Here is a 24,903-nt window from a genome sequence, read left to right as displayed (position 1 = left end):
TGTAGTAAGCTGCCTTTTTATTCGATAAAACAAAAAGCCCTGCTGAAAACTCAGCAGAGCAAATAGATAATGACGATTATTTTGCTTGTTGTTTCAAGAATTCATCACTTGAAGTTTTGCCTTTATTTCTATTTAAATACCAATACAGCGGCAAGCCCAACAAAGTCACAGCGATTGCAGTTAAGCTGTCCCTCGGATTTTCAAAGATCGTCGCAATCACGATATAACCAGCCCCTATGATCGCAAACGCTGGAACAAACGGAAACAGAGGAACGCTGTACGTCCTTTTTTTCTCTTTGTTTCTTTTTCTCAATAAAAAGACGGCATAGAAGGCAAAAATGTAAAAAATATAAATTGCAAATATCGCCATGGCTGATAGGTAATCCGGGTTGGAAACAAGCATCAGAATAACGGCAAACACGACTTGCAGCCCTGTCGCAGGGATCGGTGTTCCAAACTTTTCTGAAACAGAAGCCAGAAAGCGGGATGCCGGAAGCTGCTTGCGTTGAGCCATGGCGTACGTTACCCTTGGGAACGTCAGAATTTTCCCATTAAGACAACCGAAAATAGAAACGGCGATTCCAATAGCAATCAGCTTTCCGCCAATATCTCCGAATAATAAGGAAGCTGCTCTACCTGCAGAGTTCTCGCCGAGGTCGACGATCGTGCTTGCAGGAAGTACATGAAACATAGCTACATTTACAAGGAGGTAAGCTGCTGTGACAACAAGAATACCGCCCACGATGGCTTTAGGAAGAATTTTTGCAGGGTTCTTCATTTCACCTGCTACAAAACCAACCATCAGCCATCCATCATATGCCCACAATGTCGCCAATATGGCTGCTCCCATACTAATCTCGCCTGTTAGTCCGCTGCCTGCATTCAGGACTTCTTCATTTCCTTTCCAGATCCCAAACACAATAATTAAAATAATAGGCAGCAGCTTTCCTATCGTTGCGGCGTTCTGAACAATTCCCCCGTACTTGGTGCCGAAACTATTAATGGCCGCCAAGAAAATAACGGTTATAATGCCAATCCATGGACCGGTCTTTTCATTCCATCCAAAAAGGTTCGTGATCAAAGAGCCAAAATAGAGTCCAAGCCCTCCAATGACAGCAGGTCCGTAGATGACCGTCTGAACCCATCCGCTTAAATAACCCCATACTTTTCCGTATACTTCTTCCATATAGACGTATAGCCCGCCTGTTTTTGGAATTTGAGTGGCAACTTCTGCAATGGTCAGGCCGCCTGCCAGGGTGATGAGTCCCCCCAGTATCCAGGCAAGCAGCGCCATATTGGAGCCTCCAGCATACTCAATTACCTTTCCTGGCTTCATAAAGATACCTGATCCGATCACTGTTCCAATTACAATAGACATCGCCACTGAAAGCCCGATGTCTTTTTTGAGACCTGCTTCTGTGTTCACTTTTCTGTCCACTCCCAAACTATTTTTGTCTATTCTAGAAGGACTTTCTTTTAAAAACTTTATCATAGCCGGGATCATCTGTCACTACGCTCAAAAATAGTAATAGTATTCAAAAAAATCCAAATATACTACTAAGAACTTAATCATCATCTAATTCTGACTCAGCCAGCCTTTTCTCTTTATATGCCTTGTCTTTTTGGGCATAAAATACTTCAGCCTTTTCAATCAAGGCTCCTGAATTGTATTCCGGAATTCCAGCAGATCTTTCATAAACACCTTTAGGGATTAAACAATTGGCTTCTGGCCAGTATAAAGCGGCGTTACGCCTTTTTATGTCTGCAATCTTCACCCGGCCCCGAAACAAACCGTGCCGATTGTAAACCACAACGGATTCTCCTTCCCGTAAACCAAGCTCTAAAACGTCCTTCAAGTGAAGGAGTACGTCTTCTCTGGATGCTTGGTTAAAAGGATCCGTTTTATGATAAACCATGGAATTGAACTGTTTTCCTCTCCTTGTCGTAATGGTAAATTCTCCTCTTCCCTGCCGCTGTTCCGGCAGATCAATAGCAAAAAGCCGCCCCCTGCCGTCTTTTGTCGGGCAAATGCCTCCTTCACAAAGCCAGGCACCTCCCCATTGAAACACATCTCCTTTTTTGCAAAGATCCTGTATCCCTTTATAGTTTGGAGCAGCCATTGCAATCTCCTTTCTGACTGCTTCTGCATCGGAGAATTGCATGATATGCCTTTGATCCGGCCTGACTCTAGAAGCAAGTTCACTATAGATCTCCCATTCCGGACGTGCTTCTTCCATCCGCGGCCCATTAATTTCAGGTGAAAAATAGACCATTCTCTCGGTTGAAGTGGAAGTCCCGCCACCCGGCTGTTCATACCTTGTCATTGCAGGAAGGACGATGACACAATCCCTGGCATCAAGCAGAGTAGATGTATTAAGGATGATGTCCTGATGGACTCTGACTTCTATGTTTTCGAGACAGGACTTTACAAAGTCTGGATCTGGCATGGTCTCCAAAAAGTTCCCGCCTGACATGTAATACAGCTTCAGCTTTCTGTCTGCATCTTCAGTAAGGAGAGCATTCTCCAGGCTGATGCCTAGTATGTCTCCTTGCCAGTCTGGTATAGCAAAACCCCAAACCGATTGTACGCGCTGCCGTGTTCTCTCATCAAATCCGCCGCCCGGCAAACTAAAGGGATCGGCTCCCATCTCACCTGCACCCTGGACACCCGAATGCCCGCGAATAGGCATCAAACCGCAATTTTCCCGGCCCAGAAATCCTCTGAGCAGTGCGAGATTAACAATCTGTGACACATTATCGGTGCCAAACCTATGCTGGGTCAGACCCATTGACCAGACAAATACACCCGACTTTGAGCAGGCCAGGATCTCTGCCAGTTCGCAGATTCGCTCTCTCCCTATGCCCGAAGACTTTTCAAGGTTTTCCCACGTCAGACCGCGCACATGACGTTTCATCTCTTCAAGCCCTTTTACATGCTCGTTAATAAACGAATGCTCCAGAGCTGAACCTCTCTCTTTACGCTCCATCTCAAACCAGTGCTTAATGATTCCATTCATCAGTGCAATATCCCCGCCAATCTTTACTTGATAAAAATCATCAGCAATTTTGGTACCGAATACAGCTGAATCAGGAATGGAAGGAATCCAATAGCGTTCCATGGAAGGCTCTGCATAGGGATTGATGATAATTACTTTTGTTCCCTTTCTTTTGGCAGCATAAATATACTTTGTAGTAACCGGCTGGTTGTTCGCTGAAACAGATCCCCAGAACACAAGAACGTCGGTCCCGATCCAATCCTTATAGCTGCAGCTTGATGCCCCTATACCAAGCATCCGGTTTAAAGCTGTCTTAGAGGGAGAATGGCAGATTCGCGAGGCGTTATCAATATTATTCGTTCCAATAAAACGAGCTGCTTTTGCTGCTATATAATAGGATTCATTCGTTATTCCCCTGGAAGTCAAATAGAACGCAAGCTGTTTCGGAGAAATGGCTTTTATTTTTGTGGCAATCGTATTTAGTGCTTCATCCCAGGTGATCCGCCGAAAATGCTGATCTCCTTTTTTTCTAATCAGCGGGTAAGGAATTCTGCCAAGCTGACGAAGCTCGGAACTGCTGTATTTCCTTAAGTTTTGTATATCATCATGCAGCATTTTTTCAGGTATTGCCGGCATTGTGTTTAAACGAAGCACATTGAGCCGGGTGGTGCATAGATGCATCCCTGAAAGGGTCTGATCACGCAATCCGGAAACACCAAGTGCACATCCGTCACATACCCCCTCGTTCAATATTTTTGCTGCATATTTCAAGTTATCACGGTTCTCCCATGCTGCTTTCAGTGTGTCTCTTACATGATGAGGTTTGTTTTTCCCATAACCAAATGGAACAGGACTCGCCCAAAGTGAGGGATCCGGCTTGAGCGGAAGAGATACTGGCCCTGTATGCTTTGTATTTCCCATACCATCGCCCCTTTGTCTGCTTGTGACGATTCTTTCTACTATTTTAAGAAAGGGACATCCTGTATATTCTGATTATCCCTGCACCTAATAACTCTTTTTAAAAGCAAGGATCGCCAGGTACGACAGACCGATGACACCAAAAAGCGGATAGAGATAATGGAGAAGAGAGGAATACCCAAACAAACTGATGGCATATCCGCCTCCCATTAAAAGGCCTAAAATGACATTGGAAGATAACTGGAAAGATTGTTTCATCGGTTCGATCAGCCCGAATAAATTGCCGATCAATGTGGTGAAAATCTCCCCATAAACCACAATCAAAAATAGAAAGTGGACAAAAATACCCAGTTTGCTGATGATCTCTGCTACCGGAATTTCATATTGTACAGACTGCGGCACTAAGTATAGAGCAAAATGGCTGTTCAAAAGGATAAATGTAAGGCCTAATCCACCGAGGGCCCCTCCCCATTTAATGACTGTATCATCTTCTGCTTCACGGCTTAATGGCACGAGAACGGCCTGTGACAAGGTCAAATTAAAGGCAGCATATGTAAAGGGGCTGAGCAGCCATTTCCAATGCTGAGTAAAGTCTTCTGTTCTAATAAGGGGAGCTTCTATGGGAGAAAAAAGCATCGATACGGAAACGATCAAGGAGAATAAAATCATGACCGGAACGATTACTGAATTGGTCCACAAAATTCCGTTCATTCCTTTTTGCATCACCAAAAAGCACAGGATGATCGTTAGCATGATACCTGCATGAAACGGCAAATGAAGCTGTTCTGAAAATAAGGCTCCCGTTCCTGACAGCATGACCGAAGTGACACCAAACAGCATGATGAACATGATGAAATTAATTCCCGAAGCAAATCGGTCTCCAAATAAATACCGGTTTAACGATTCATAGGTATCCGCCCCAATCGTTCGGGCCAGCAGCATAACTTTCGTCCCCAAAAAAATAAATAAGAAACCGCTGATTAAGATTCCCAGGAAACCAGCTGAACCATGGACGGTAAAAAACTCCACGATCTCTCTTCCTGTTGCAAAACCCGCTCCTACAACCGTCCCGATATAGGTGGCGGCTATTTGAATGATCTGTTTTCGCCGAATACCCATCCTGCCCTCCACTCAACTCGACCTCTCCGTTTAAATGTATGCCTGTACGAGGAAATTAGAAGGGCCCTGTGAGAGCCGGTACGCTCTACGTTTAAACATTAAGCTCTGTTATTGATTTTTGCAGGGTGTGATCGAAACGCCTTCTTTAGGAGAAAAAGACTTGAGTGTCTCTTTCAAGCAACAATATGCTGTAACAAAGCTAAAACAAAAAAAGAACACAGCATCCTGTGTCCTCTTTTTGGTATCTTATTTCTTTTTTCGTTTTGGCAGTTTATCAAGGAGCCATCCTTTTCCGATTTCACAAAACCGGATTGGCATCTCCATTGAAATTAATATCTGGTCTTTTCCGATTATATTTAACATCCCGGTTTCCTCGTTCACATGGCTAACTTCCGCTCTATCTGTTCCAGACACCGGTACGATCATCTTTTCATTGTTTAATCCTTTAATTTTAAAAACCTTTCCATCGAATGAAACTTTGTGACAATGTGGAGGGAGACCAAGAGTAATTTTGTTCACATTAAATACCTCCTAATAAAGATTTTCTCCATTGTAACAGATTATGTGCCTGTCTGTTCCTTATTTTTAAATTTTTTTAAATATTTAATTAATTTGTCGTATTATTGTATATAATCTTGCTATTTCTGCAAAAAAAGGTTCTTTACTGATGCTATTTCCCCTCACGTATGAACCAAATCTTGTCCGTCATCATATTCTATTAATCAATACTAGATTCACTACTCTCGAAAGTTTGAGGTGTTTTCACATGAGTAGAGCGCAATTATTATTTAAAAGCGGATCGGCGTTGGCTGGTGTTTATGCTGGCTATTTGTTTGGCTCGATGTCACCATTGATTAAAGCGCTTGTCATTCTTGCTATCATTGATTATATTTCCGGCATTTGCGCATCCGCCTACGAGGGAAAATTGTCAAGTTCTGTCGGCTTCAAAGGAATCATAAAAAAAGTCATCATATTTTGCATTGTTGCGGTTGCGCATTCACTGGATTCCTTATTCGGCGGACAATATATCCGGGATGCGACCATCTTTTTTTATTTATCCAATGAGCTTCTATCCATCATCGAGAATGCGGGCAGGACGAATATCCCGATTCCCGGGCTTATCCGAAAAGCATTCCTTATCTTGAAGCCCAAATCGGATAAGGAAAAAAAATAAACAAAAAAAAACAGATCAGCTGCTGCTGATCTGTTTTTATAGTTGATAGTGAGAAGCGATCTTCCGAGCGATCTTATCAGGATCGATTTTGTACTCCCCAGCTTGAATTTTTTGTTTGAGTTCTTCTATTTTAGCACTTCGCTCATTCGTAAACTTATCGGCCATATATAACTCCTGAGCTTCCTTAGAAATTTCGATCTTATCTCGAAGTTCCTTTTTTTCCTCTTGCTTCTGTTTATTAACGGGTGCTGAATTATACAGCTTCTCCACTCTTTGTACGCGATTGATCTCCACAATAACATCTCCTTTGTCTAGAAGCTCACATTCCCGACGCATACCCAATCATCTTCAATTTCAGAAGGTTCCAGATAACGCATATACAGTTTTTGGCCACTTTTATCATACTTAACTTCAAACTCTTTTTCGTTTTGCCGAGATTCACAAAAAAAGTGGATAAATTCTTGGGTAAACAGATAGGGAGTAAAATTTTTAAAGTCCTCTAAATGATTTTCTACCCAAAGTTGAATATCTTCCTGTTTAATCGTTTTCATATTACTCTTCCCTTGCCCTTGTGATGGTTGATGAATGTATGTATGAATACCCAATGAAAAACTTTCATAAACACCTAAAAGATATCTTCTAATAGTTTTCGCAGCCTATTTTTATTTAAAGGGGTACCTAATAAAAAAACAGAAATTTTTTCTAAGAAATGCGTAAGCGACCTGCTTAAGTCCGACAAGCGCTGGAGCTCATACCCAACAACACGCTTTTTGTGTTGAGGGAATGAGTGAAGCGACCTCGAGGACTTGGTCGCTGAAGCTAGACATTTCATAAAAAGACGTTCATCTCCAATAGATGAACGTTTATCTTAATTCATTCAGCTTTGGAATGACGCCCATCTCTTCTACATCCTCTTTGGTCTTTTCCGTTCCCAGCATGAAAATTTGCCGGTAAATCTCGAACATGATCTCGTTATCTTCTTTCCGGTCCAGTTCAGCCTGGTTTTCGTAAAAGAACGACTTCGTTGAAAAAATATCTTTTCCTTCTTTTTTATTATGTTCGTGCAGCTGACGAAATAAACCTCGCAGCTGCTCTATCTCTGCCTCGTTAGCTCGGATTTCAAATAGATGCATGCTTTCGTCGGCCGGAAGGGTATTGATCTCACCTTTTGGATTAACATAAAACGTAATTCTATTTTCATCCATCGCACGTCATTCCTCCTAAGATTCTCTTTCTCATTCCTTTCCCTTATTTGCCAGCTGTTTAAACCTAAAAACCAGAAACAAAAAGGCTTTCCGGATTTAGGCAGCAGGTCTATAATAGATTCCGTGTATAAAGTTTTCAGACAGTAGGTGTTAATAATATGAAATTATTCTTCTCTTCGTTTCAGTGGATGGTCTTCATCCTTGCCGGCAGCATAGTAGCACCTATTTCCATCGGCACTGCCTTCCATCTTCCACCGGCTGAAATAGCTGAACTCCTTCAAAGGACATTTTTTATTATTGGCATTTCGGGTTTTCTGCAAGCCTTGTTCGGACACCATCTTCCTATTACAGAAGGGCCAGCCGGTCTATGGTGGGGTGTTTTCATGGTCTATGCAGGACTCGTTTCAGCCGGTTCGTTAAACGGACAAGATGTGCTTCATCAGCTGGAAATGGGAATGCTGATCTGCGGGCTTCTTTTCATTTTTCTAGGTTTGATGAAATGGATTGGTCCTCTAAAAAAGCTGTTTACTCCCCTCGTTACAGGAACTTATTTGATCCTGCTCGTTGCTCAGCTAAGCGGCTCCTTTATTAAAGGAATCCTGGGGATCGGATACTTATCAAACAGTGTGGACGGCAAAGTTGCGGTTACAGCCATCGCCATTTTAATTTTGTCCATGATTCTAGGAAAGGCGAAGAGCAAGTTTTTGCGAAGCTATTCCGTTTTGATCAGCCTGATTGCCGGTTGGGGCCTTTTTTCGTTATTGGGGCTGGTCAAAGACTCAGGCTTTCACGGTAAAACCGTAGCCCTCCCTGAGATTTTCGCATGGGGAGCTCCGCAGTTCAGCGGCGGCATCGCTCTGACTTCCATCATTATTGGTTTCCTGCTTCTCGCCAATATGGTCGCTAGTGTCAACGTCGTCGAGAATGTGTATAAAAATGAAAAACAGCCTCATTCAGACATTAATTATAATCAAACGACAGGATTGATGGGATTGAACACGCTGATTGCCGGATTGCTTTCGGCCGTGGCCAGTGTTCCGATATCCGGTACGGCAGGATTTATCCTGACAACCAAAATGTTTCAGCGCCTTCCCTACATCATTGGGAGTTTGATGATCCTCGCCATCAGCCTGTTTCCAAAGCTTACGTTCTTTTTCGCAAGCATACCTGCACCTGTTGGCTATGCGACGATTTTTGTTCCTTTTTCAAGCATGATCGGACTGGCTTTAAAGGAATATCGCTCACTGAAATTTAATGAAAATACGCTGTTTGTTATCGCCACATCGTTAATGATCGGCTTGGGGTGCACCTTCATTCCTCCTGCTGCTTTGAAGGGTCTGCCCAATATATTAACTACTTTGCTGAATAACGGGCTGATCCTGGGTATGCTGACCTGCATGCTGCTCGAACAACTGAACAAACGGCAGACGAAGCTGAGCGACTCCCCTTCCTTTTAGGATTGATAGAGGAAGGCAGTACGCTCAAAGTGAATCGCCACACGTAAAACACGAAAAAGCAATCCAGTATAATTAACCGGATTGCTTTTTTTATATTCCTCTTTCATTACTGCCAAGAGCCTCAGATTTTATTTTTCTCTACAAATAATATAACATCCTCCAGTTCGTCAAACACCCGTGAGCCAACGATCTCTGTTTCTTCATCATAGAATGTGGATTGAAAAAATCCGCTGTCGCCTTGAGGAACATAACGGATTCGTACCAAATCATCCTTTACACCCGGTAAATCTGTTTTTTGCTTAAATTCAAACTCTCTCTCCGGATTTCCCATCAGAGCCATAATCTGCTCTTTCACTTCCATGCCATTCCCTCCAGCTATGTATTTAGATTAATAATTTCCTAAATAGATCTTTATTAAACTTTTTGGGTGTTTGGTACCTTGTTTGGTGACAGGCACTGTAATTACACAAGTGTGTAAATGCGGTGCCTGGCACCACCTCCTAAATTTTAAAGGTTTAAAAATAGTGATAAAAGATAATGTTTAGGTGTGTAGCTATTTTGGGACAGATATTGTCACCTTATACAAGGAGTGATTTACAATGGATCAAGGTTTATACACAGCAAAAGCTACCGCACAAGGCGGAAGAGATGGAAGAGTTTCAAGCAAAGACGGGAAACTTGATTTAAAGCTCAGCATGCCAAAAGAGCTCCAGGGGTCCGGCGGTGAAGGAACAAACCCTGAACAGCTGTTTGCCTGCGGTTATGCTGCCTGTTATCAAAGCGCACTGCAGATTGTTGCCGGCAAACAGAAAGTTGATGTTTCAGACAGCAAAGTTACAGCTAACGTGACGATCGGCAAAGATTCTTCAAACGGCGGATTAAAGCTTGCAGTCGTCCTGGAGGTTTCTATTCCGGGCCAGGATCAGGAAAATGTTCAGAAGCTCGCAGATGAAGCTCATCAAGTATGTCCGTATTCCAAAGCGACACGAGGCAACATTGATGTAGAGATTAAAGCTGTCCAATAAAGAAACATCCAGCTGGTTCCTCAGTCTTTTGAGGAGCCAGTTTTTTTGTAGTTTCTGTTAAAGCATATTGTTGATTTTCATTCCTAATGGACCTTGCATGATGCTTAAAAGAGACCCTCAAGTCTTTTACTCCAAAAGGATCCCACCTCTCAAATATTTCGTAAAAAAACAATTAAAAAGTAAATTTAAAAAGGAATTTTGTTACAGATAGTCGAATAATAGAATTTTAGCCGGAAAATTTGCAATACATAAACACTTCGTATCGGGTAAAACTTCAGGTCTTTAGAAACCTGAGTTTTAATACATAACAAAGGGGGATTGGTTTGATATCTTTTCGTCATGTTAATAAGCACTTCGGCGATTTTCAGGTTCTGAATGATATTAACCTGGAGATTAAAGAAGGGGAAGTTGTTGTTGTCGTCGGTCCATCGGGGTCGGGAAAGAGTACATTGCTCCGGTGTATCAACCGGCTCGAAACAATTACTGACGGAGATCTCACCGTCAACAAGAATGCAGTAAACAGCAAGGAAACAAATATTAATGATCTACGCAAAAACATTGGCATGGTATTTCAGCATTTTAATCTTTATCCACATATGACCGTGCTTGAAAACATCACACTCGCACCAAAAAAGGCATTAGGGATCTCACCTTCAGAAGCCAAAAAAACGGCGATGTTCTACCTTGAAAAAGTTGGGATTCCAGACAAAGCTGATTCCTATCCATCCCAGCTCTCAGGAGGACAGCAGCAGCGAGTGGCCATCGCCAGGGGCCTCGCATTAAAACCGAATATCATGTTGTTCGATGAGCCAACCTCTGCCCTTGATCCCGAAATGATTGGTGAGGTTCTGGATGTTATGAAAACACTCGCAAAGGACGGGATGACCATGGTGGTCGTCACTCATGAGATGGGATTCGCCCGTGAAGTGGCTAACCGGGTCGTGTTTATGGATCACGGCAGAATACTTGAAGACAGTGAACCTTTAGCATTTTTCTCCAATCCAAAAGAAGAACGTGCAAAATTATTTTTAAGCAGAGTTCTAAACCATTAAAGGAGATGAGACATTTGAAAAACAAGAAAAGCTGGTTGTTGGCTATTATTCTGGTACTCGTAATCAGCATGCTCTCAGCATGCGGAAGCGACAAGACAGGCGGAGAATCAAAAGATACACTATCTGCCATCAAAAAACGCGGTAAACTGGTGGTCGGTGTAAAATATGATACCAATCTTTTCGGTTACAAGGATCCTTCCAGCGGAAAAGTAGAAGGCTTCGATATTGATATTGCAAAAGCACTTGCCAAAAAAATCTTTGGTGACGAAAAAAAGCTTGAACTAAAAGAAGTTACATCAAAGACACGTGTACAAATGCTGAAAAACGGTGACATTGACGCGATTATTGCCACAATGACTATTACAGAGGACCGTAAAAAGGAAGTTAACTTCTCTGATGTCTACTTTAAAGCAGGCCAGTCGCTGCTCGTGAAAAAAGGAAGTAAAATCCAGGGTATTGATGATGTGAAGAAAGGCACAAAGGTGTTGGCTGTAAAAGGCTCCACTTCTGTTCAAAACATCAAAGACAAATCTCCTGATGCCCAGGTACTCGAGTTTGAAAATTATGCTGAAGCCTTTACCGCGTTAAAAGCTGGGAAAGGTGATGCATTAACAACAGATAACTCGATTCTATACGGGATGGCTGACCAGGATTCGAACTATCAATTGGTAGGACAGCCATTTACCGATGAGCCATATGGAATCGCTTTGAATAAAGGCGATGACAAGTTCACAAAGTACGTGAATAAATTCCTTAAAGAGCTTAAGGACAGCGGTGAATATGACAAAATCAAGAGCAAATGGATAAAAGAACAATAATGATTTTTGTGATGGATGGGCAGCTTTGCCCATCTATCCTTCTTTCGTAAAGGAGGGAATTCATGCTAGACTTCACCATACTGATCGACAACTTTGACACCTATCTTGATGGCTTTGTCAACACACTGAAAGCAAGCCTTCTTGCTTTGGTCTGCAGCTTTATTCTTGGTGTGATCTTCGCTGTTATGCGGATCTCTCCGTTAAAGATTTTTCAGATCATCGGAACAGCTTTTGTGGAATTTGTCCGAAATATTCCTCTCATCTTGATCCTGTTTATCTTTTATTATGGATTGCCGAGTTTAGGCATGAAGCTTAGCGGTTTTCAAGCGGGAACCATTGCTCTTTCCATCTATACAGCGGCATTTATTGCAGAAGCGATCCGCGCGGGTATTTTATCCGTGGATAAGGGTCAAATGGAAGCTGGCCGTTCATCAGGCTTGACGTACATCCAAACGATGAGATACATCATACTTCCTCAGGCCATTAAAATCGTTATTCCTCCGCTTGGCAATCAGTTCATTAATCTGGTGAAAAACTCTTCCATCCTTGGCGTTGTTGCAGGATTGGATTTAATGTACTTTGGAGATTCCATCTCTTCATCTACGTATGTTGTATTTGACGTCTATATTTTTGTGGCGATGTTCTATCTTGTTCTAACTATTCCACTCAGCTTATTCGTCGGTTATCTTGAACGGCGTCTTGCTGTGAGCGGATAAGGAGGAGACGCACAATGGATTTTATCGGTGCTTATTCCGCAGGAAATCTGCTCTTTTTGCTAAAAGGTCTGATGACTACACTTTTCGTTGCCTTCATCGCTATTGTTTTCAGTTTTATTTTCGGGAGTATCTTAGGAATCTTGCGCTATGCAAAGATACCGGTTCTATCAAAGGTCGTTGCCGTATGTGTTGAAACAATACGGAATCTGCCTTTGCTGCTGATTATCTTTTTCACATTTTTCGCCTTGCCTGAAGTCGGCATTAAAATGAGCGTTATGATGGCTGCCGTATCAGCTCTTATTATCTTTGAATCTGCCATGCTATCTGAGATTGTCCGAAGCGGATTAAACTCCATCGAAAAAGGACAGATTGAAGCTGCCCGATCCTCCGGCCTCACCTACATTCAGACGATGCAGCACATCATATTGCCTCAGGCCTTAAGAAGAATGGTTCCGCCGATTGTCAGTCAGTTTATCTCTCTTTTAAAAGACACCTCTCTTGCTGTTGTCATCTCGCTTCCTGAGCTGCTGCATAATGCGCAAATCGTGAATGGTAAAAACGTAAATTACGTGATTCCCACTTTTTTACTCATTGCATTCATCTACTTTCTCGTTAACTATTCATTATCATTGCTCGCAAGAAGGCTTGAAACGAAAGAACGGAGCAACCGGAAATCAACAGGAAAAACATTGCCGATTCAGCAGCAGGCCGGCAGTGAACCGATGTAAATTACGAAGAAAAGAGCTCAGTTGCCATGGGCTCTTTTTTCTATGTTAAAATAAGTGAAACTTAATGTCGGTCTTAGTGCAGGATACTATATAAGGGGTGAAAAAAATGAATGCATTTACGTATACAAAACGTGAGGAAATTATCAATGCCATCACCCATGGCATCGGAGCGGTTTTCAGTATTATTGCTTTAACCCTACTTGTTGTTTTTGCCAGCGCGCAAGGGACACCGCTTCACATCACATGCTTTGCTGTTTTCGGCGGATCCATGCTGCTTCTCTATACTTCTTCAACCCTCGTTCACAGCTTTCCTGAGGGAAAGGTCAAAGATATTTTTGAGATCATGGACCACTCAGCCATCTATATCTTTATTGCGGGTTCTTATACACCGATTCTATTGATTGTGGTAAAGGGAGCTCTTGGTTGGGCATTGTTTGGAACCGTTTGGGGGATCGCATTGGCGGGTGTGGCGTTTAAAATCTTTTTCACGAAGCGCTTCGTCATTCTCTCAACAATCGGCTATATTCTTATGGGGTGGCTGATCATATTCGCTTTTAACCGTGTGGTCGTCACTCTTCCTGAGCAAGGTCTTGCCTGGCTGATCGGCGGTGGAATTATGTACACGGTCGGGGCCGTTTTTTACGTATGGCGTAAGTTCCCTTTCAACCATGCAATCTGGCATCTCTTCGTACTAGCTGGAAGTGCCTCTCATTTTATGCTTATGTTCTATATTCTCAAGCTTTCATAAGCTGAAGACGCTGAACCGTATGTGTCAGCGTCTTCTTTTTATTTTTCGCGCATTACAGAACGAGGAGGCTGCTCCTCTCTCTTCATTTCTTTTTTCATATATTTCTCCGCTTCAACCGGCTGAAACCCGTATTGGCTGTAGAGTCCATGAGCATCCTTTGTCACAAGAAGCATTCCTCGTACCTCCTGCAGTTCTTTATGGGAAGTAATCGTCTCAATCAGCCATTTGGAAAGTCCTTTTCCGCGATGCGGATCCAGGATAAATACATCGCAAACATAAGCTGTCGCCACATAATCTGTTATGATCCTCGCAAAACCAATCTGTGTCTGATCATCGCCATTCTTCTCATAGACTCCAAAACAAAGAGAATGATCTACCGCTTTTTGAACCCTTTCTCGGGTAATGCCTTGTGCCCAATAGGATTCCTTTGTTAAAAACTCGTGAATCAGATCAATATTGAGACTCTTCTTATCCATTGAAATAACGTATGATTCTTTCGTCCATTCCTCCATGAATTCCCCTCCTGATTTTTTGGTGCCTGGCACCAGCATTTTTCCTCAAAATATAACAAAATTAGACTTTTTTACCATTGTTATCAATGTTATTCTAGATATAGTGACTTAAGTCCTTTGGAAAGAGGTGTGAAATGGACTTTTATCGTCATTTTCAAAGAATGCTTCTAAGAAATTATCTCATAGGATCACTTATCGCAGTCATTGGAGTTGGGGGTTTTTTTGTCTTTTCGACTCTCCACTTTTCTACCTTTGAAAAATGGATGATCTCAGGGATCCTAGCTTTGTCTTTTTTCATCATGTGTTTTATTGAATACCGTGCTTTCTCCCGTCACATCAAGCCGATCTACCGGGCGTTTTACAAATCGAACCCATCGATCCGCACGTTGACGAACGGATTTGTTCAAGCTCACCGTTTTCCTTTGCTGACGGTAAAACGGATCATGGGGCCTCACTTTCTTGGACTATCAGTTCCAGCAATCATTTTAGTGACCGCAGCCATTTACTTTGGTTTTCTCAACATGCCCTATATGTACCTGTTCATGGGCGGTCTGGGGGCCGTTATCGTAGCTGGAATGCATGCCATTGTTGAATTTTATTTAACAACGAGTGCCGTGAAACCGATCATTGAAGAACTCAGGAATCGGGCGGTCGAACTGCACGGAGATCCTCTGTCCCAAAACAACAGAGTGTTTGTTTCGATTCAGCGAAAAATTCAGCTAAGCACCATTTTTATTGGAACATTTCCTGTACTCTTGTTCGCTCTTGCCAACCAGGTCAAATTATATGAACAGGCAGCCTCCATCACGAGGTCATACTGGAGCTGGGCGATCTTCATTCTGTTGCTTGGCATGCTTTTTGCTTTTTTCGGGACGTACCTGATCTACAAAGATTTGCTCGCTCCGATGAAGAACCTTCAAACGGCCATGGAAGAAGTACAGCTTGGAAACAGCCAATTTTTGCTGGACAACACGTATTCTGATGAATTTTCAAGGCTTGTTTCAGGGTTTAATCATATGAGTTCTTCCATCCGCGACCGGGAAGAAATGAACCACCAGCTTCTGGACAGCTTTTTTGCCGTCATGGCAGCCACAATGGATGCACGTGACCCGTATACTGCCGGACATTCACAGCGGGTTGCCGAGTATTCGGTTCAGATTGGTGAGAAAGCAGGCCTTAGTATGGATGAACTATCTACACTAAAAAAAGCAGCCCTCCTCCATGACATTGGAAAAATTGGTATCCCCGATCATATTCTATTAAAAGACGGAAAATTGGACGATATCGAGTTCAGCTACATTAAAAAACATCCGGTGGTTGGATTTTCAATCTTATCTCAGGTTCAGCCGAAGGAAGCTATGGAGCCACTTCTTCCCGGCGTGAAATACCATCATGAACGCTATGATGGAAAAGGCTATCCAGAAGGGCTTTCTGGTGATGACATTCCCTTCTTCGGAAGGATAATTGCAGTAGCAGACGCTTATGACGCCATGACATCAGACCGGCCTTATCGGAAAGGCATGAGCAGAGACAAGGCAGTCGCCATTCTGCTTGACGGCAAGGGTACACAGTGGGATCCATCATTAGTTCCTCTATTAGTTGAGGAACTGAAGCTTTCTTCCGTGTCTTAATGAAACAACGGCTATAACTTACCACAAAAAATCAGGAGTTATTATGCGATTACTATTTTTTCTTATCAGCTTGATCGGAATCATCTATTCTTTTTTCGTGATAGCGATCACCAGATTAGACACTGGCGCTCTCGCTATACTGTTCGTTTCTCTCTTGTTACTGGCAATAGCTATTGTCTTCCATCCACTCAAAAAGCAGTGGAGAAAAAACAAGAAATTCCGGATTTTCACAGTTTCAACGGTATCCATTGCCCTGATTATTGCCCTGCTGCTTGAAGGGCTGATTCTTACTTCCATCAAAGATGAACATCCCGCAAATATTGATTATGTACTCATTTTAGGAGCCGGGATCAAGGATGGTACGCCTTCAAGAGTGCTGAAAGAGCGGCTGAACAAAGCCGCATTGTACCTTCACAAACATCCCGGTGTTAAAGCTGCCGTAAGCGGAGGACTGACCGTCGGCGAGAGTAAGACAGAAGCAGAAGTCATGGGGAGGTATTTAAAAAACAAAGGAGTTCCTTCAACCTCGATTGTTTATGAAAACAAAGCAACAAGCACTTATGAAAATATAAAGTTCTCAAGAAATCTGATGAAAAAATATCTACCTGCCGGAAAACACCAGCGAGTGGTGATCATCTCCAGTGATTTTCATCTCCACCGTGCGAAATGCCTGGCAGAAGGATTGGGTTTAAAAGCATTCGGACAAGGATCTTCTGTCCCATTGTCCGTCACTCCTCAGGTACATGTACGTGAGATTCTTGCACTCGCCAAATACTATATCTTTGATAAGGATTATTTTAAATGATCAGCACCCTTTTCCAGGGTGCTTTTTCTTATGCCGAAATTGAATAGAGACATCATCTATTGGAATGATATACAAATAAACACATGAATCTACTCTTGGATGGAGGCAGCTATGTTCGGTAAACGGCAGAAGAAAAAAGAAAAAGCAGCGAGTAAGCCTTCCGGACAAAGTGGAAGCCAGCTTACCATTAAACAATTACTGGATAAATGCAAGGCTTCACAAGACTTTGTATCCTTTACAAAAAGCGATCAGCATCCATTTACCATTTCCTATTACAAAAGCATGGTAAACCCGGATCTTGTTCATCGTGATTTAATCCCCTATTTGACCCGCTGTTCATCAATGTCTCTCAAACAGCTGGCTTCAGAAATTCCGGTGGAGAACATCGAGCATACTAAGGATATTCAAAAAATAAAAGATAGTGTATTAACCGGTTCGATAATGGTGCAGCCAGACCCTAAAAAGGCCGACTGTCTGTTAGTTCCTGCAGCGACTGCTGAAAAGCGGCAGATTTCTGTTCCCGAAACCGAGTTCAGCGTCCTCGGGCCAAAGGAAGCGTTTGTCGAAGCGATTGAAGTCAACGTCAATATGATACGAAAAAGGCTGCCAATTCCAGAGCTCCATGTAAAGGAAGTCAAAATAGGAAAACTTTCAAAAACAAGGGCTACAATCCTTTATATTGACGGCATCGCAAGCCAGGAGAATGTTAACACCCTTCTTCAGCGGGTTTCGGACATTGAGTATGATCACATATTAGACAGTACCTATGTTCTTCAAATGATATCTGATAATCAGAATTCTCCTTTTCCTCAGCTGATCAACACAGAGCGTCCTGACCGCGTGGCAGCTGTTTTAGCCGAGGGAAAAGTTGCTTTACTCGTTGATGGTTCACCAAGTGCTCTGACAGGCCCTACTACGCTAGTAGAATTCTTCTCGGCCTTTGAAGATTACTTCCTGTCATGGCATGTGGCTTCCGTTATCCGGATGATCCGTTTGCTGGGAGTTCTGTTTTCCGTGCTGTCCACACCACTTTACGTTGCTGTTCTTACGTTTCATTACGAAATGATCCCGACCGATCTTCTTGGTACATTGATAGCTTCCCGCTCCGGCATACCATTTCCGCCGATTGTGGAAGCGATCATCTTGGAGTTATCGATCGAATTGCTTCGTGAAGCCGGGGCACGTCTCCCTTCCAAAGTCGGGCAGACGATCGGTATCGTTGGCGGTATCGTTATTGGAACCGCTGCTGTACAGGCCGGATTAACGAGCAACGTTCTATTAATCATCGTTGCCCTTGCTGCACTGGCCTCCTTTACGACGCCAGTTTATCAGATGAGCAACACGATCCGCCTGATCCGCTTTCCTTTTCTGGTCTTTGCACAATTTTGGGGACTGCTTGGAGTTTCCATCTGTTTTGCCTTTGTAATGGGCCATATGCTTCGACTTACCTCGCTCGGCAGGCCCTATCTGGCTCCCCTTTATCCTTTAAGGATGGTTGATCTTAAAGATGCATTCATCCGCCTGCCATTCAACCTCCAGAAATTGCGTCCCATGCAAATGAGGCCTGCAGATCCGGCACGAATAAATTATGAAAGAGCGAATCAAAAGAACGATATTGAAGAATAATTCAACAGAACGAAGGTGAAGAACATGAACATCCATCCGCCAGAAAATAAACAGGTATCACCCTATTTTACCTTTTACCTTGTATCCACCATGCAGATTGGTGTCGGGGTTTTGGGGTTTCAGAGATACATCGCCAAATCCGCGGGACATGATGCATGGATGACTGTTATTTTCAGCGGCATACTGATCCATCTACTCGTCTGGATGATCTATAAGATGTTAAAACGCAGCGATGGGGACATTATCGCCGTTCATAATGATGTGCTTGGCAAATGGATAGGCGGTCTATTAAGTTCTATATTCATGATTTATTCTGCATTTTTGGCGCTCACTGTCCTGAGAACGTATATAGAGGTCATTCAAGTTTGGATGTTTCCCCACATCAACACATGGGGAATCTCGTTTATTTTATCGCTGCTGGTCTATTATTTAGTCAGCGGCGGATTCAGGATGATAACAGCTGTCGCATTCTTTAGTGTGCTGATTGGAACCCCTCTCGTCTTTTTAAAATTCTTTGCGATAAAGGATGCTCATATCTATAATATTCTTCCTTTGTTTGATCACTCGCTGATCGACAATTTTGTAAGTACGAAGGCAATGACCCTTAATTACCTGGGCTTTGAAATGCTTTTCTTTTATTATCCTTTTATCAAAAATCCCGAGACCTCCCACAAATGGTCTCAATGGGGCGTATTATTCACGATCGTCATTTATACCATTACAGCGGTAGTATCGTTTTCCTACTACAGTCAAGGGCAATTAAAGCATACGATCTGGGCTACACTTACAATCTGGAAAATCGTTGAATTCCCTTTTGTTGAGCGTTTTGAATATATCGGAATCTCGATGTGGCTGTTTATTGTCCTGCCAAACATATGTATCGCTATCTGGTGTGTGACACGGGGAGGCAAACGGCTATTTTCGGTAAAACAAAAACACTCTCTAATCATCATCGCCATTCTTGTATTTATCGGAACATTATTATTTAAAGATCGTCAGCAGATTGACCAGCTGAACAATTGGGTTTCTAAAGTAGGTTATTATTTCATTTATTTTTACATTCCACTTCTCTTCCTGCTTCAGTTGCTGATTTACAAAGTGAGGCAACGAAAAAATGAATAAGATCAAACTTGTATTTTTAATTGTGCTTCTGCTTGCTGCTGGCTGTACTCCACAAAAACAAGTACTGGAGGATATTCAGCTCATCGGAGTGGTCGGGTATGATTATGTTGATGGAAAGAAATTTGAAGCTACTGTAGCTGTTCCTATTACAACCGGAGGAACTCAGCAAGCGACCTTAACGAGCATAACCTTTTCTGGAAAATCGCATTCGAGTAAAAACATTCGGCAGGTCCTTCAAGCAGAATCGCCTCGGCCTTTTGCGACGGGCCGAGTTGCGGTCATCTTGTTTAATGAAGAGCTGGCGAGCCGCGGAATTACAAAAATTATTGATTCCCTGCAGCGGGATCCTTCAGTGGGAAGAAATATTTATGTGGCTGTTGCAAAAGGAAAAACAAAGGACATATTAAACAAGCAGTACCCTGTTGGAGAAATCGTTCCCGTTTATTTAAAACGAATGATCGAACAAAATATGGAGCTGACACTCCCTAGGGCAAACTTTCACCACTTTAACTACAGCTATTACGGAAAAGGCAGTGATCCTTTTATGCCGCTGATCGATATGAAACATGGCCATATTCGGATCGCCGGTGTTGCGTTGTTTGATCATTCCAAATACGTTGATCATATCAGCTTTAACGATGCCTTTATTTTCAAGCTCATGTACCAAAATTTCCAGCAGGGATCCCATGAATTCAAATTTGGAAAAAACAATTATCTTAACCTTGAAAACCTGAACTCCACGGTAAATTATGATATCGATCATGGCAATACAAATCCGGTGATAAACATGAAAATTCATATCACCGGCAAAATCAACGATGCAGCCGGCACTCCGCTTTATCAGAAAAAAACCATTGATATGATCGAAAAAACAATCAAAAAGCAAACCGAACATCAAGCCAAAGCGATGGTAAGGAGGTTTCAGAAAGATGAGATTGATCCTCTCGGATTAGGAGACAGAGCCAGAAGCCAGTCCAGGCATTTCAATTTTAAAGACTGGGAAACAAAATACCCTGATGTCCCTGTCCATATTAAAGTTAACATTCGAGTCACCCAAGGCGGCATTGTGGAATAAGAAAAAGCGTCAGTCCGGCTTTAGCCATCTGCTGACGCTTTTTTGCTGCTGCTGAACGTGTAAGGATATCCATCTAGCTGTGTTACAGATATTGGACTATCCATTACAAGCTCAATCGGAAAGATTTTTGCCTGCTTATTAGAACCAAGCCATGTTCTGCTGTTATCAGAAACAATCAGCAGCCCCTCTTCGTTTCCGAGTGGTGCAAATGTTTCATTTTCTCCATGATACGTACTTACCCCCAAAGCTGCCTTTAGTTGGTTTGCAGCTTTCCGGACATCTTTTACCGGCATACCAATCTCGCTGATGGCTAAAATATCCTTGCTCGTAAAGGGATGATTGATTGAATAATTCATCCTATGCCGAGCGATCAGTTCTACCACATTTCCCGCTGAATCATAAAAATAACAGGCATTGGCATCCCAGTTCCCGAAATAGATTTCGTCCTTTCCTTCCACGTAATTCAGCGAAACGAAGGAACTGATCCATTTTTTTGCTTCCGAAAACGCATTTTTCGGTATCGTAAACGCAATATGATAGTAGCTTTCCTCGTTTGTTGAACGAAAAGTAAGCATGGTCGATCCAACAGCAACCCCAAACGAGCTGCCGTCTTCTTTCAACAATGGCAAGCCAAGAAGCTGATGATAAAAATTTCGCTGTTCAACAAGACAATGTGTATACAGTTTAATCTCTTTGAACTTCATCTTACTTCCTTCCTCCCATGATCGGCAGAGTTTAGAAGCGCTTAATTTAAGATAAACCTGCCTCACTGATATCTTCTTCAAACTCATGTCCTACTTTTTCCTGATGAGTTTTCCCCCAATTTTCCATCATTCGCAAAGTCTCCTCAAGATCTTTACCGTATGGTGTAAGGGAATAAACCACCTTTGGAGGCACCTGGGGATATACGGTTCTTGTGATCAGCCCGTCTTCTTCAAGTTCCCGGAGCTGTTGCGTCAGCACTTTCGGCGTGACAGCAAAAAGCTTCTCCTTTAATTCCCCAAAGCGAAAGTCTTTCTCCTGAAGCAGACAAAGAATTACGCCTTTCCATTTCCCGCAAACCACATCCAACGTTACCTCAATAGGATGAAAATATTTTTTCTTCCTTTCCTTCATGAAACCCAATCCCCCTGCTACAGTTAGTTTTTCATAGTATCAAAAAAGTAACTATCTATCTTAAAAGTACATACTATTTAAATTAGCTATGTCCCATTATACTTAGTATAGAACAGATTCCACGAAAGGAAAATGTATGAAAACAGAAAAAAAACAAGTTACAGTAAACCTGATAGGTAAAGGCGATCAAACTCTCATCCATCCAGATGATTTTCATACAGTTGTCCAGTTATTACAGTCAGCCGTCGAAGAAGGTTTAGCAAAACAGATTGAACACTTTCAAGACATTTTGGCTTTTCGAACTACAGCTACAGGTGTCGGAGAAACCATCCTCAGTATGAATAAAAAGACCAACGAAACTCTTTTTTTCGCTCCATATCCTTTTAAAATCCTTGCTGACAGCCTGAAAATAAATATCTCTTACCATAAATAATCCTTGGGATGCAGGGATTTTTTAATACCTGCCTTTTTTACTGAAGAGCTATGTTTTCGGCAGTCATTATAGTGACCATTCTCCCAGTACCCTTTAATCAGTTTAATGACTTTTGAACGAAATCCTCTTCATAAAAAGGAAACAAAACGGCTTAAACGGAACTATTTATTATCAAACTAAAGGAGGAGCAAGAATATGAAGTACATAAAAAAATGGACAGGTACGGTTTTAACTGCCGGTCTGGTTTTCTCAATGTTTGCCGGTACGGCACAGGCCGCCAAACCTTCCCAGTCACATGATTTATCACCTGCCACGGCCTATGTAGATGTTGCTGCTGCGACATTGTGGACGAAACCGGCAGAAACAAGGCCTTTAGATGAGCCATCCTTAAGCAACCCCGTAGATCTAAGAAAATGGACGACGAGTATGACCTATGAAGAGAAGCTTTGGCTTGTTGGACCTCTGGAAACCCAAGCATTATACGGAAACAAGGTAACGATAACGGACGAGCAGGGAGACTGGGTAAAAGTAGCTGTTGATGGTCAGCCAACCCCTCGACTCGAAGCAGGATACCCAGGCTGGATGCCAAAATCACAGCTGGTGTACAACAAAAACTTTGCCAATGAAGAGAACAAGCCTTTCGCCTTGATCAAAAGTCCAACAGCATGGCTGTACAAGGAAAAATCATTGAAGCATAATGATCTTGAATTAAGCTACAATACCAGGCTGCCTGTTCACAAAATAAAAGGTTCCTCTGTTGGCGTGCTTACACCAGAAGGAAAAACAAGATATCTTGATCGCAAGGATGTTCAAGTCTATCTCTCAGAAGACTCAATTCCGGTACCAACCGGTGAGGACATTGTAAATGAAGGCAAGAAATTCCTGGGGCTGCCTTATTTATGGGCCGGTGCTTCCGGATTTGGATTCGACTGCTCCGGATTTACCCATACGCTCTATAAAGCAGCAGGAATTACAATCCCACGGGATTCTGGACCCCAATCCCGAGCTGGTACACCCGTTGCAAAAGAAGACTTGAAAAAGGGAGATCTTCTCTTCTTCGCCTATAATTCAGGAAAAGGAAGCGTTCACCATGTAGGAATGTATGCAGGTGACGGCATGATGATCCATTCTCCAAACTCAAGCACAACTGTAAGAATTGATAAAATTGAAGGGATTTACGCACAGGAATTTGCCGGGGCAAGAAGGTACCTTCCTTAAAACATGGATGAAAGCACACGGAGCAATGTTCCGCGTGCTTTTTCTTGTTTACATAAAAGCGGCTTCAATCCGTTTCATCAGACGGCCGATACATCTATTCGTTTCGTGAAGGACCACATTCTTATCCATGTTCTTCAATATGCGGTTCTCCATCACCACTTCTCCATCAATAATCGTCGTTTCGACGTCGGCCCGAGTGGCCGAATAGACGATACGAGAGATCGTGTCTACACCATAAGAGGGATACATATGAAAATCATTCAGGTTTAAAATAGCAAGATCCGCCTTTTTTCCAACCTCAAGGCTGCCGATCTCATGATCCATTCCTACTGCCCGGGCTCCTCCGATGGTCGCCATCCGGAATACGGTTTTAGCATTCATGGCTGTAGGCCCATGGACTGGCTTTTGAATCAGCGCTGCAAGCCTCATTTCATTCAACATGTCCAAATTGTTATTACAGGGTGCACCGTCTGCACCCAAGCTGAGATGAATTCCTTGCTGCAGCAGGTCTGGCACTTCGGCGATTCCTGAGGAAAGCTTCAGGTTTGACCCTGGACAATGGCTTACTTTCACCTTCCGCTTTTTTATAATGTTCTTTTCCTCATCATCAAGCCAAACACAATGTGCCAGAATCAGCCTCTCATTGGCAAGCCCGATATGGTCAAGATAAACCACATTACGCATTCCGGTTTCCTGTTCCACCAGTGCAATCTCACCGCGATTTTCCGCTGCATGGGTGTGAACACAAACACCATGGCGGCCTGAAAGTTTCTGAACTTCGGTAAGCAGCTCCTCCGTACAGGAAACCACAAAGCGTGGACAGAAGGCATATTGTATCCTTCCATTCTCTTTTCCATGCCACTTCTCAAGCAGGTCGACGCTTTGCTGAAGAGATTTTGACGTGCTCTCCTGCAATCCGATTGGAACTTCTTCCCCTTTATCCATCATCACTTTACCGGAAAGTGCACGAATACCGCCCTTCGCAATAGCCTGAAACGCAAAATCCGTATGATTGACGGTCTCCATATCCACGATCGTAGTGGTACCGCTCTGAATCAGTTCTCCAATTCCAAGCATGGCCGAATAATAAAGGGATTCTTCATCATGGGATGCTTCGAGCGGCCAGATTTTCTGTTTCAGCCAATCCATTAGTTCCAGATCATCTGCTTGTCCTCTGAACAAGGATTGGCACAGATGGATATGCGTTTGAATAAACCCGGGGATGATGGTTCTGTTTGTAGCATCTATGGTTTTATCCGCCTGATAATCAAGGCTTAAGCCAATATCAGTTATGCGGTTGTTTTCAATGTAAAGATCTCCTTGAACGATCTCTTCCTGTGCATTCATCGTTACAATTTCTGCATTTTTTATAAGTATCGATGGCATGGATATCCTCCTTTTCTTTATAA

The 24,903-nt window shown here is 42.7% G+C and carries 27 protein-coding genes; 15 read left to right on the top strand and 12 right to left on the bottom strand.

Translation table 11 applies throughout. The annotated features are described in order from the left end of the window. Positions 1 to 76 precede the first annotated feature (76 nt). From AR335_RS00395 to AR335_RS00380, 4 genes are all read right to left on the bottom strand, one after another. Positions 77 to 1,426, bottom strand: coding sequence for an APC family permease (locus AR335_RS00395; RefSeq protein WP_062231147.1), 1,350 nt, complete (start codon positions 1,424 to 1,426; stop codon positions 77 to 79). A gap of 139 nt (positions 1,427 to 1,565) precedes the next feature. Then, on the bottom strand, positions 1,566 to 3,917 hold the full coding sequence (locus AR335_RS00390; RefSeq protein ID WP_062231145.1) for an FdhF/YdeP family oxidoreductase: 2,352 nt from the start codon (positions 3,915 to 3,917) through the stop codon (positions 1,566 to 1,568). Positions 3,918 to 4,001: 84 nt separating this feature from the next. Next, a complete protein-coding gene (locus AR335_RS00385) occupies positions 4,002 to 5,033 on the bottom strand; it encodes a YkvI family membrane protein (RefSeq protein WP_062231142.1) in 1,032 nt (343 codons plus the stop codon). A 246-nt stretch (positions 5,034 to 5,279) separates the two neighbouring features. Beyond that, complete coding sequence (locus tag AR335_RS00380; RefSeq protein ID WP_062231140.1) at positions 5,280 to 5,552, bottom strand: hypothetical protein; 273 nt, start codon at positions 5,550 to 5,552, stop codon at positions 5,280 to 5,282. A 247-nt stretch (positions 5,553 to 5,799) separates the two neighbouring features. Between AR335_RS00380 and AR335_RS00375 the strand changes: the two genes are divergently transcribed. After that, positions 5,800 to 6,207: a phage holin family protein gene (locus AR335_RS00375; RefSeq protein ID WP_062231138.1), complete on the top strand. Its 408-nt coding sequence runs from the start codon at positions 5,800 to 5,802 to the stop codon at positions 6,205 to 6,207. A gap of 36 nt (positions 6,208 to 6,243) precedes the next feature. Here the strand turns inward: AR335_RS00375 and flgM are convergent, their stop codons facing one another. The 3 genes from flgM to AR335_RS00360 all read right to left on the bottom strand — a co-directional run bounded on the left by flgM (position 6,244) and on the right by AR335_RS00360 (position 7,412). Beyond that, positions 6,244 to 6,501, bottom strand: coding sequence for a flagellar biosynthesis anti-sigma factor FlgM (gene flgM, locus AR335_RS00370; protein WP_062231136.1), 258 nt, complete (start codon positions 6,499 to 6,501; stop codon positions 6,244 to 6,246). 17 nt (positions 6,502 to 6,518) lie between these two features. Then, positions 6,519 to 6,758 (bottom strand): hypothetical protein, encoded by a 240-nt coding sequence (locus AR335_RS23390; protein ID WP_053354917.1) that lies wholly within the window; start codon positions 6,756 to 6,758, stop codon positions 6,519 to 6,521. 312 nt (positions 6,759 to 7,070) lie between these two features. Next, complete coding sequence (locus tag AR335_RS00360) at positions 7,071 to 7,412, bottom strand: hypothetical protein (protein WP_062231134.1); 342 nt, start codon at positions 7,410 to 7,412, stop codon at positions 7,071 to 7,073. Between the two features lie 158 nt (positions 7,413 to 7,570). On the opposite strand from AR335_RS00360, the gene AR335_RS00355 reads away from it, so the two are divergent. Continuing rightward, positions 7,571 to 8,869, top strand: a complete 1,299-nt coding sequence (locus AR335_RS00355; RefSeq protein ID WP_062231132.1) for a purine/pyrimidine permease — start codon at positions 7,571 to 7,573, stop codon at positions 8,867 to 8,869. A gap of 121 nt (positions 8,870 to 8,990) precedes the next feature. Here AR335_RS00355 and AR335_RS00350 read toward each other — a convergent pair whose 3' ends face one another. Then, the gene (locus AR335_RS00350) at positions 8,991 to 9,230 is read right to left on the bottom strand and encodes a hypothetical protein (protein ID WP_053354920.1); all 240 of its coding nucleotides are present in this window, start codon (positions 9,228 to 9,230) and stop codon (positions 8,991 to 8,993) included. 238 nt (positions 9,231 to 9,468) lie between these two features. Here AR335_RS00350 and AR335_RS00345 point away from each other — a divergent pair, with 238 nt between their 5' ends. The 6 genes from AR335_RS00345 (at position 9,469) to trhA (ending at position 13,956) form a co-directional block, all read left to right on the top strand. Further along, complete coding sequence (locus tag AR335_RS00345; protein WP_062231130.1) at positions 9,469 to 9,894, top strand: organic hydroperoxide resistance protein; 426 nt, start codon at positions 9,469 to 9,471, stop codon at positions 9,892 to 9,894. A 323-nt stretch (positions 9,895 to 10,217) separates the two neighbouring features. Continuing rightward, complete coding sequence (locus AR335_RS00340; protein WP_062231128.1) at positions 10,218 to 10,946, top strand: amino acid ABC transporter ATP-binding protein; 729 nt, start codon at positions 10,218 to 10,220, stop codon at positions 10,944 to 10,946. A 68-nt stretch (positions 10,947 to 11,014) separates the two neighbouring features. Then, positions 11,015 to 11,764: a glutamate ABC transporter substrate-binding protein gene (locus AR335_RS00335; RefSeq protein WP_369795785.1), complete on the top strand. Its 750-nt coding sequence runs from the start codon at positions 11,015 to 11,017 to the stop codon at positions 11,762 to 11,764. Positions 11,765 to 11,826: 62 nt separating this feature from the next. Then, positions 11,827 to 12,480, top strand: coding sequence for an amino acid ABC transporter permease (locus tag AR335_RS00330; protein WP_062231126.1), 654 nt, complete (start codon positions 11,827 to 11,829; stop codon positions 12,478 to 12,480). Between the two features lie 14 nt (positions 12,481 to 12,494). Beyond that, on the top strand, positions 12,495 to 13,208 hold the full coding sequence (locus AR335_RS00325) for an amino acid ABC transporter permease (protein ID WP_062231123.1): 714 nt from the start codon (positions 12,495 to 12,497) through the stop codon (positions 13,206 to 13,208). Between the two features lie 106 nt (positions 13,209 to 13,314). Continuing rightward, positions 13,315 to 13,956 (top strand): PAQR family membrane homeostasis protein TrhA, encoded by a 642-nt coding sequence (trhA, locus tag AR335_RS00320; protein WP_053354927.1) that lies wholly within the window; start codon positions 13,315 to 13,317, stop codon positions 13,954 to 13,956. Positions 13,957 to 13,994: 38 nt separating this feature from the next. On the opposite strand, the gene AR335_RS00315 is transcribed toward trhA, so the two are convergent. Further along, positions 13,995 to 14,468 carry a GNAT family N-acetyltransferase gene (locus tag AR335_RS00315; RefSeq protein WP_062231121.1) on the bottom strand — a complete coding sequence of 158 codons (474 nt, stop codon included), beginning with the start codon at positions 14,466 to 14,468 and terminating at the stop codon, positions 13,995 to 13,997. A 134-nt stretch (positions 14,469 to 14,602) separates the two neighbouring features. On the opposite strand from AR335_RS00315, the gene AR335_RS00310 reads away from it, so the two are divergent. The 5 genes from AR335_RS00310 (at position 14,603) to AR335_RS00290 (ending at position 20,727) form a co-directional block, all read left to right on the top strand. Next, positions 14,603 to 16,099, top strand: coding sequence for an HD domain-containing phosphohydrolase (locus AR335_RS00310; protein ID WP_062231119.1), 1,497 nt, complete (start codon positions 14,603 to 14,605; stop codon positions 16,097 to 16,099). Between the two features lie 43 nt (positions 16,100 to 16,142). Continuing rightward, the gene (locus AR335_RS00305) at positions 16,143 to 16,904 is read left to right on the top strand and encodes a YdcF family protein (protein ID WP_062231117.1); all 762 of its coding nucleotides are present in this window, start codon (positions 16,143 to 16,145) and stop codon (positions 16,902 to 16,904) included. Between the two features lie 111 nt (positions 16,905 to 17,015). Continuing rightward, positions 17,016 to 18,530: a spore germination protein gene (locus AR335_RS00300; RefSeq protein WP_062231116.1), complete on the top strand. Its 1,515-nt coding sequence runs from the start codon at positions 17,016 to 17,018 to the stop codon at positions 18,528 to 18,530. A gap of 24 nt (positions 18,531 to 18,554) precedes the next feature. Beyond that, positions 18,555 to 19,652, top strand: coding sequence for a GerAB/ArcD/ProY family transporter (locus tag AR335_RS00295; RefSeq protein ID WP_062231114.1), 1,098 nt, complete (start codon positions 18,555 to 18,557; stop codon positions 19,650 to 19,652). Continuing rightward, complete coding sequence (locus AR335_RS00290) at positions 19,645 to 20,727, top strand: Ger(x)C family spore germination protein (protein ID WP_062231112.1); 1,083 nt, start codon at positions 19,645 to 19,647, stop codon at positions 20,725 to 20,727. The genes AR335_RS00295 and AR335_RS00290 overlap by 8 nt, the downstream gene beginning before the upstream one ends. A 20-nt stretch (positions 20,728 to 20,747) precedes the next feature. Here AR335_RS00290 and AR335_RS00285 read toward each other — a convergent pair whose 3' ends face one another. Both AR335_RS00285 and AR335_RS00280 read right to left on the bottom strand, forming a co-directional pair. Beyond that, positions 20,748 to 21,431, bottom strand: a complete 684-nt coding sequence (locus AR335_RS00285; RefSeq protein WP_062231110.1) for a VOC family protein — start codon at positions 21,429 to 21,431, stop codon at positions 20,748 to 20,750. 46 nt (positions 21,432 to 21,477) lie between these two features. Further along, a complete protein-coding gene (locus AR335_RS00280; protein ID WP_062231108.1) occupies positions 21,478 to 21,843 on the bottom strand; it encodes a winged helix-turn-helix transcriptional regulator in 366 nt (121 codons plus the stop codon). 136 nt (positions 21,844 to 21,979) lie between these two features. Here AR335_RS00280 and AR335_RS00275 point away from each other — a divergent pair, with 136 nt between their 5' ends. Together AR335_RS00275 and AR335_RS00270 are read left to right on the top strand one after the other, a co-directional pair. Next, on the top strand, positions 21,980 to 22,276 hold the full coding sequence (locus AR335_RS00275) for a hypothetical protein (protein WP_062231105.1): 297 nt from the start codon (positions 21,980 to 21,982) through the stop codon (positions 22,274 to 22,276). Positions 22,277 to 22,471: 195 nt separating this feature from the next. Then, complete coding sequence (locus tag AR335_RS00270; RefSeq protein WP_062231104.1) at positions 22,472 to 23,494, top strand: C40 family peptidase; 1,023 nt, start codon at positions 22,472 to 22,474, stop codon at positions 23,492 to 23,494. Positions 23,495 to 23,542: 48 nt separating this feature from the next. Here the strand turns inward: AR335_RS00270 and AR335_RS00265 are convergent, their stop codons facing one another. After that, positions 23,543 to 24,880, bottom strand: a complete 1,338-nt coding sequence (locus AR335_RS00265; RefSeq protein ID WP_062231101.1) for a 5'-deoxyadenosine deaminase — start codon at positions 24,878 to 24,880, stop codon at positions 23,543 to 23,545. Positions 24,881 to 24,903 lie beyond the last annotated feature (23 nt).

The organism is Fictibacillus sp. FJAT-27399 (genome assembly GCF_001510655.1).
In the GTDB taxonomy this organism is placed as follows: Bacteria; Bacillota; Bacilli; order Bacillales; family Fictibacillaceae; genus Fictibacillus_C; species Fictibacillus_C marinisediminis.
Note: the sequence above shows the minus strand (reverse complement) of the source record. Positions and strands in the feature narration are given on the sequence as shown.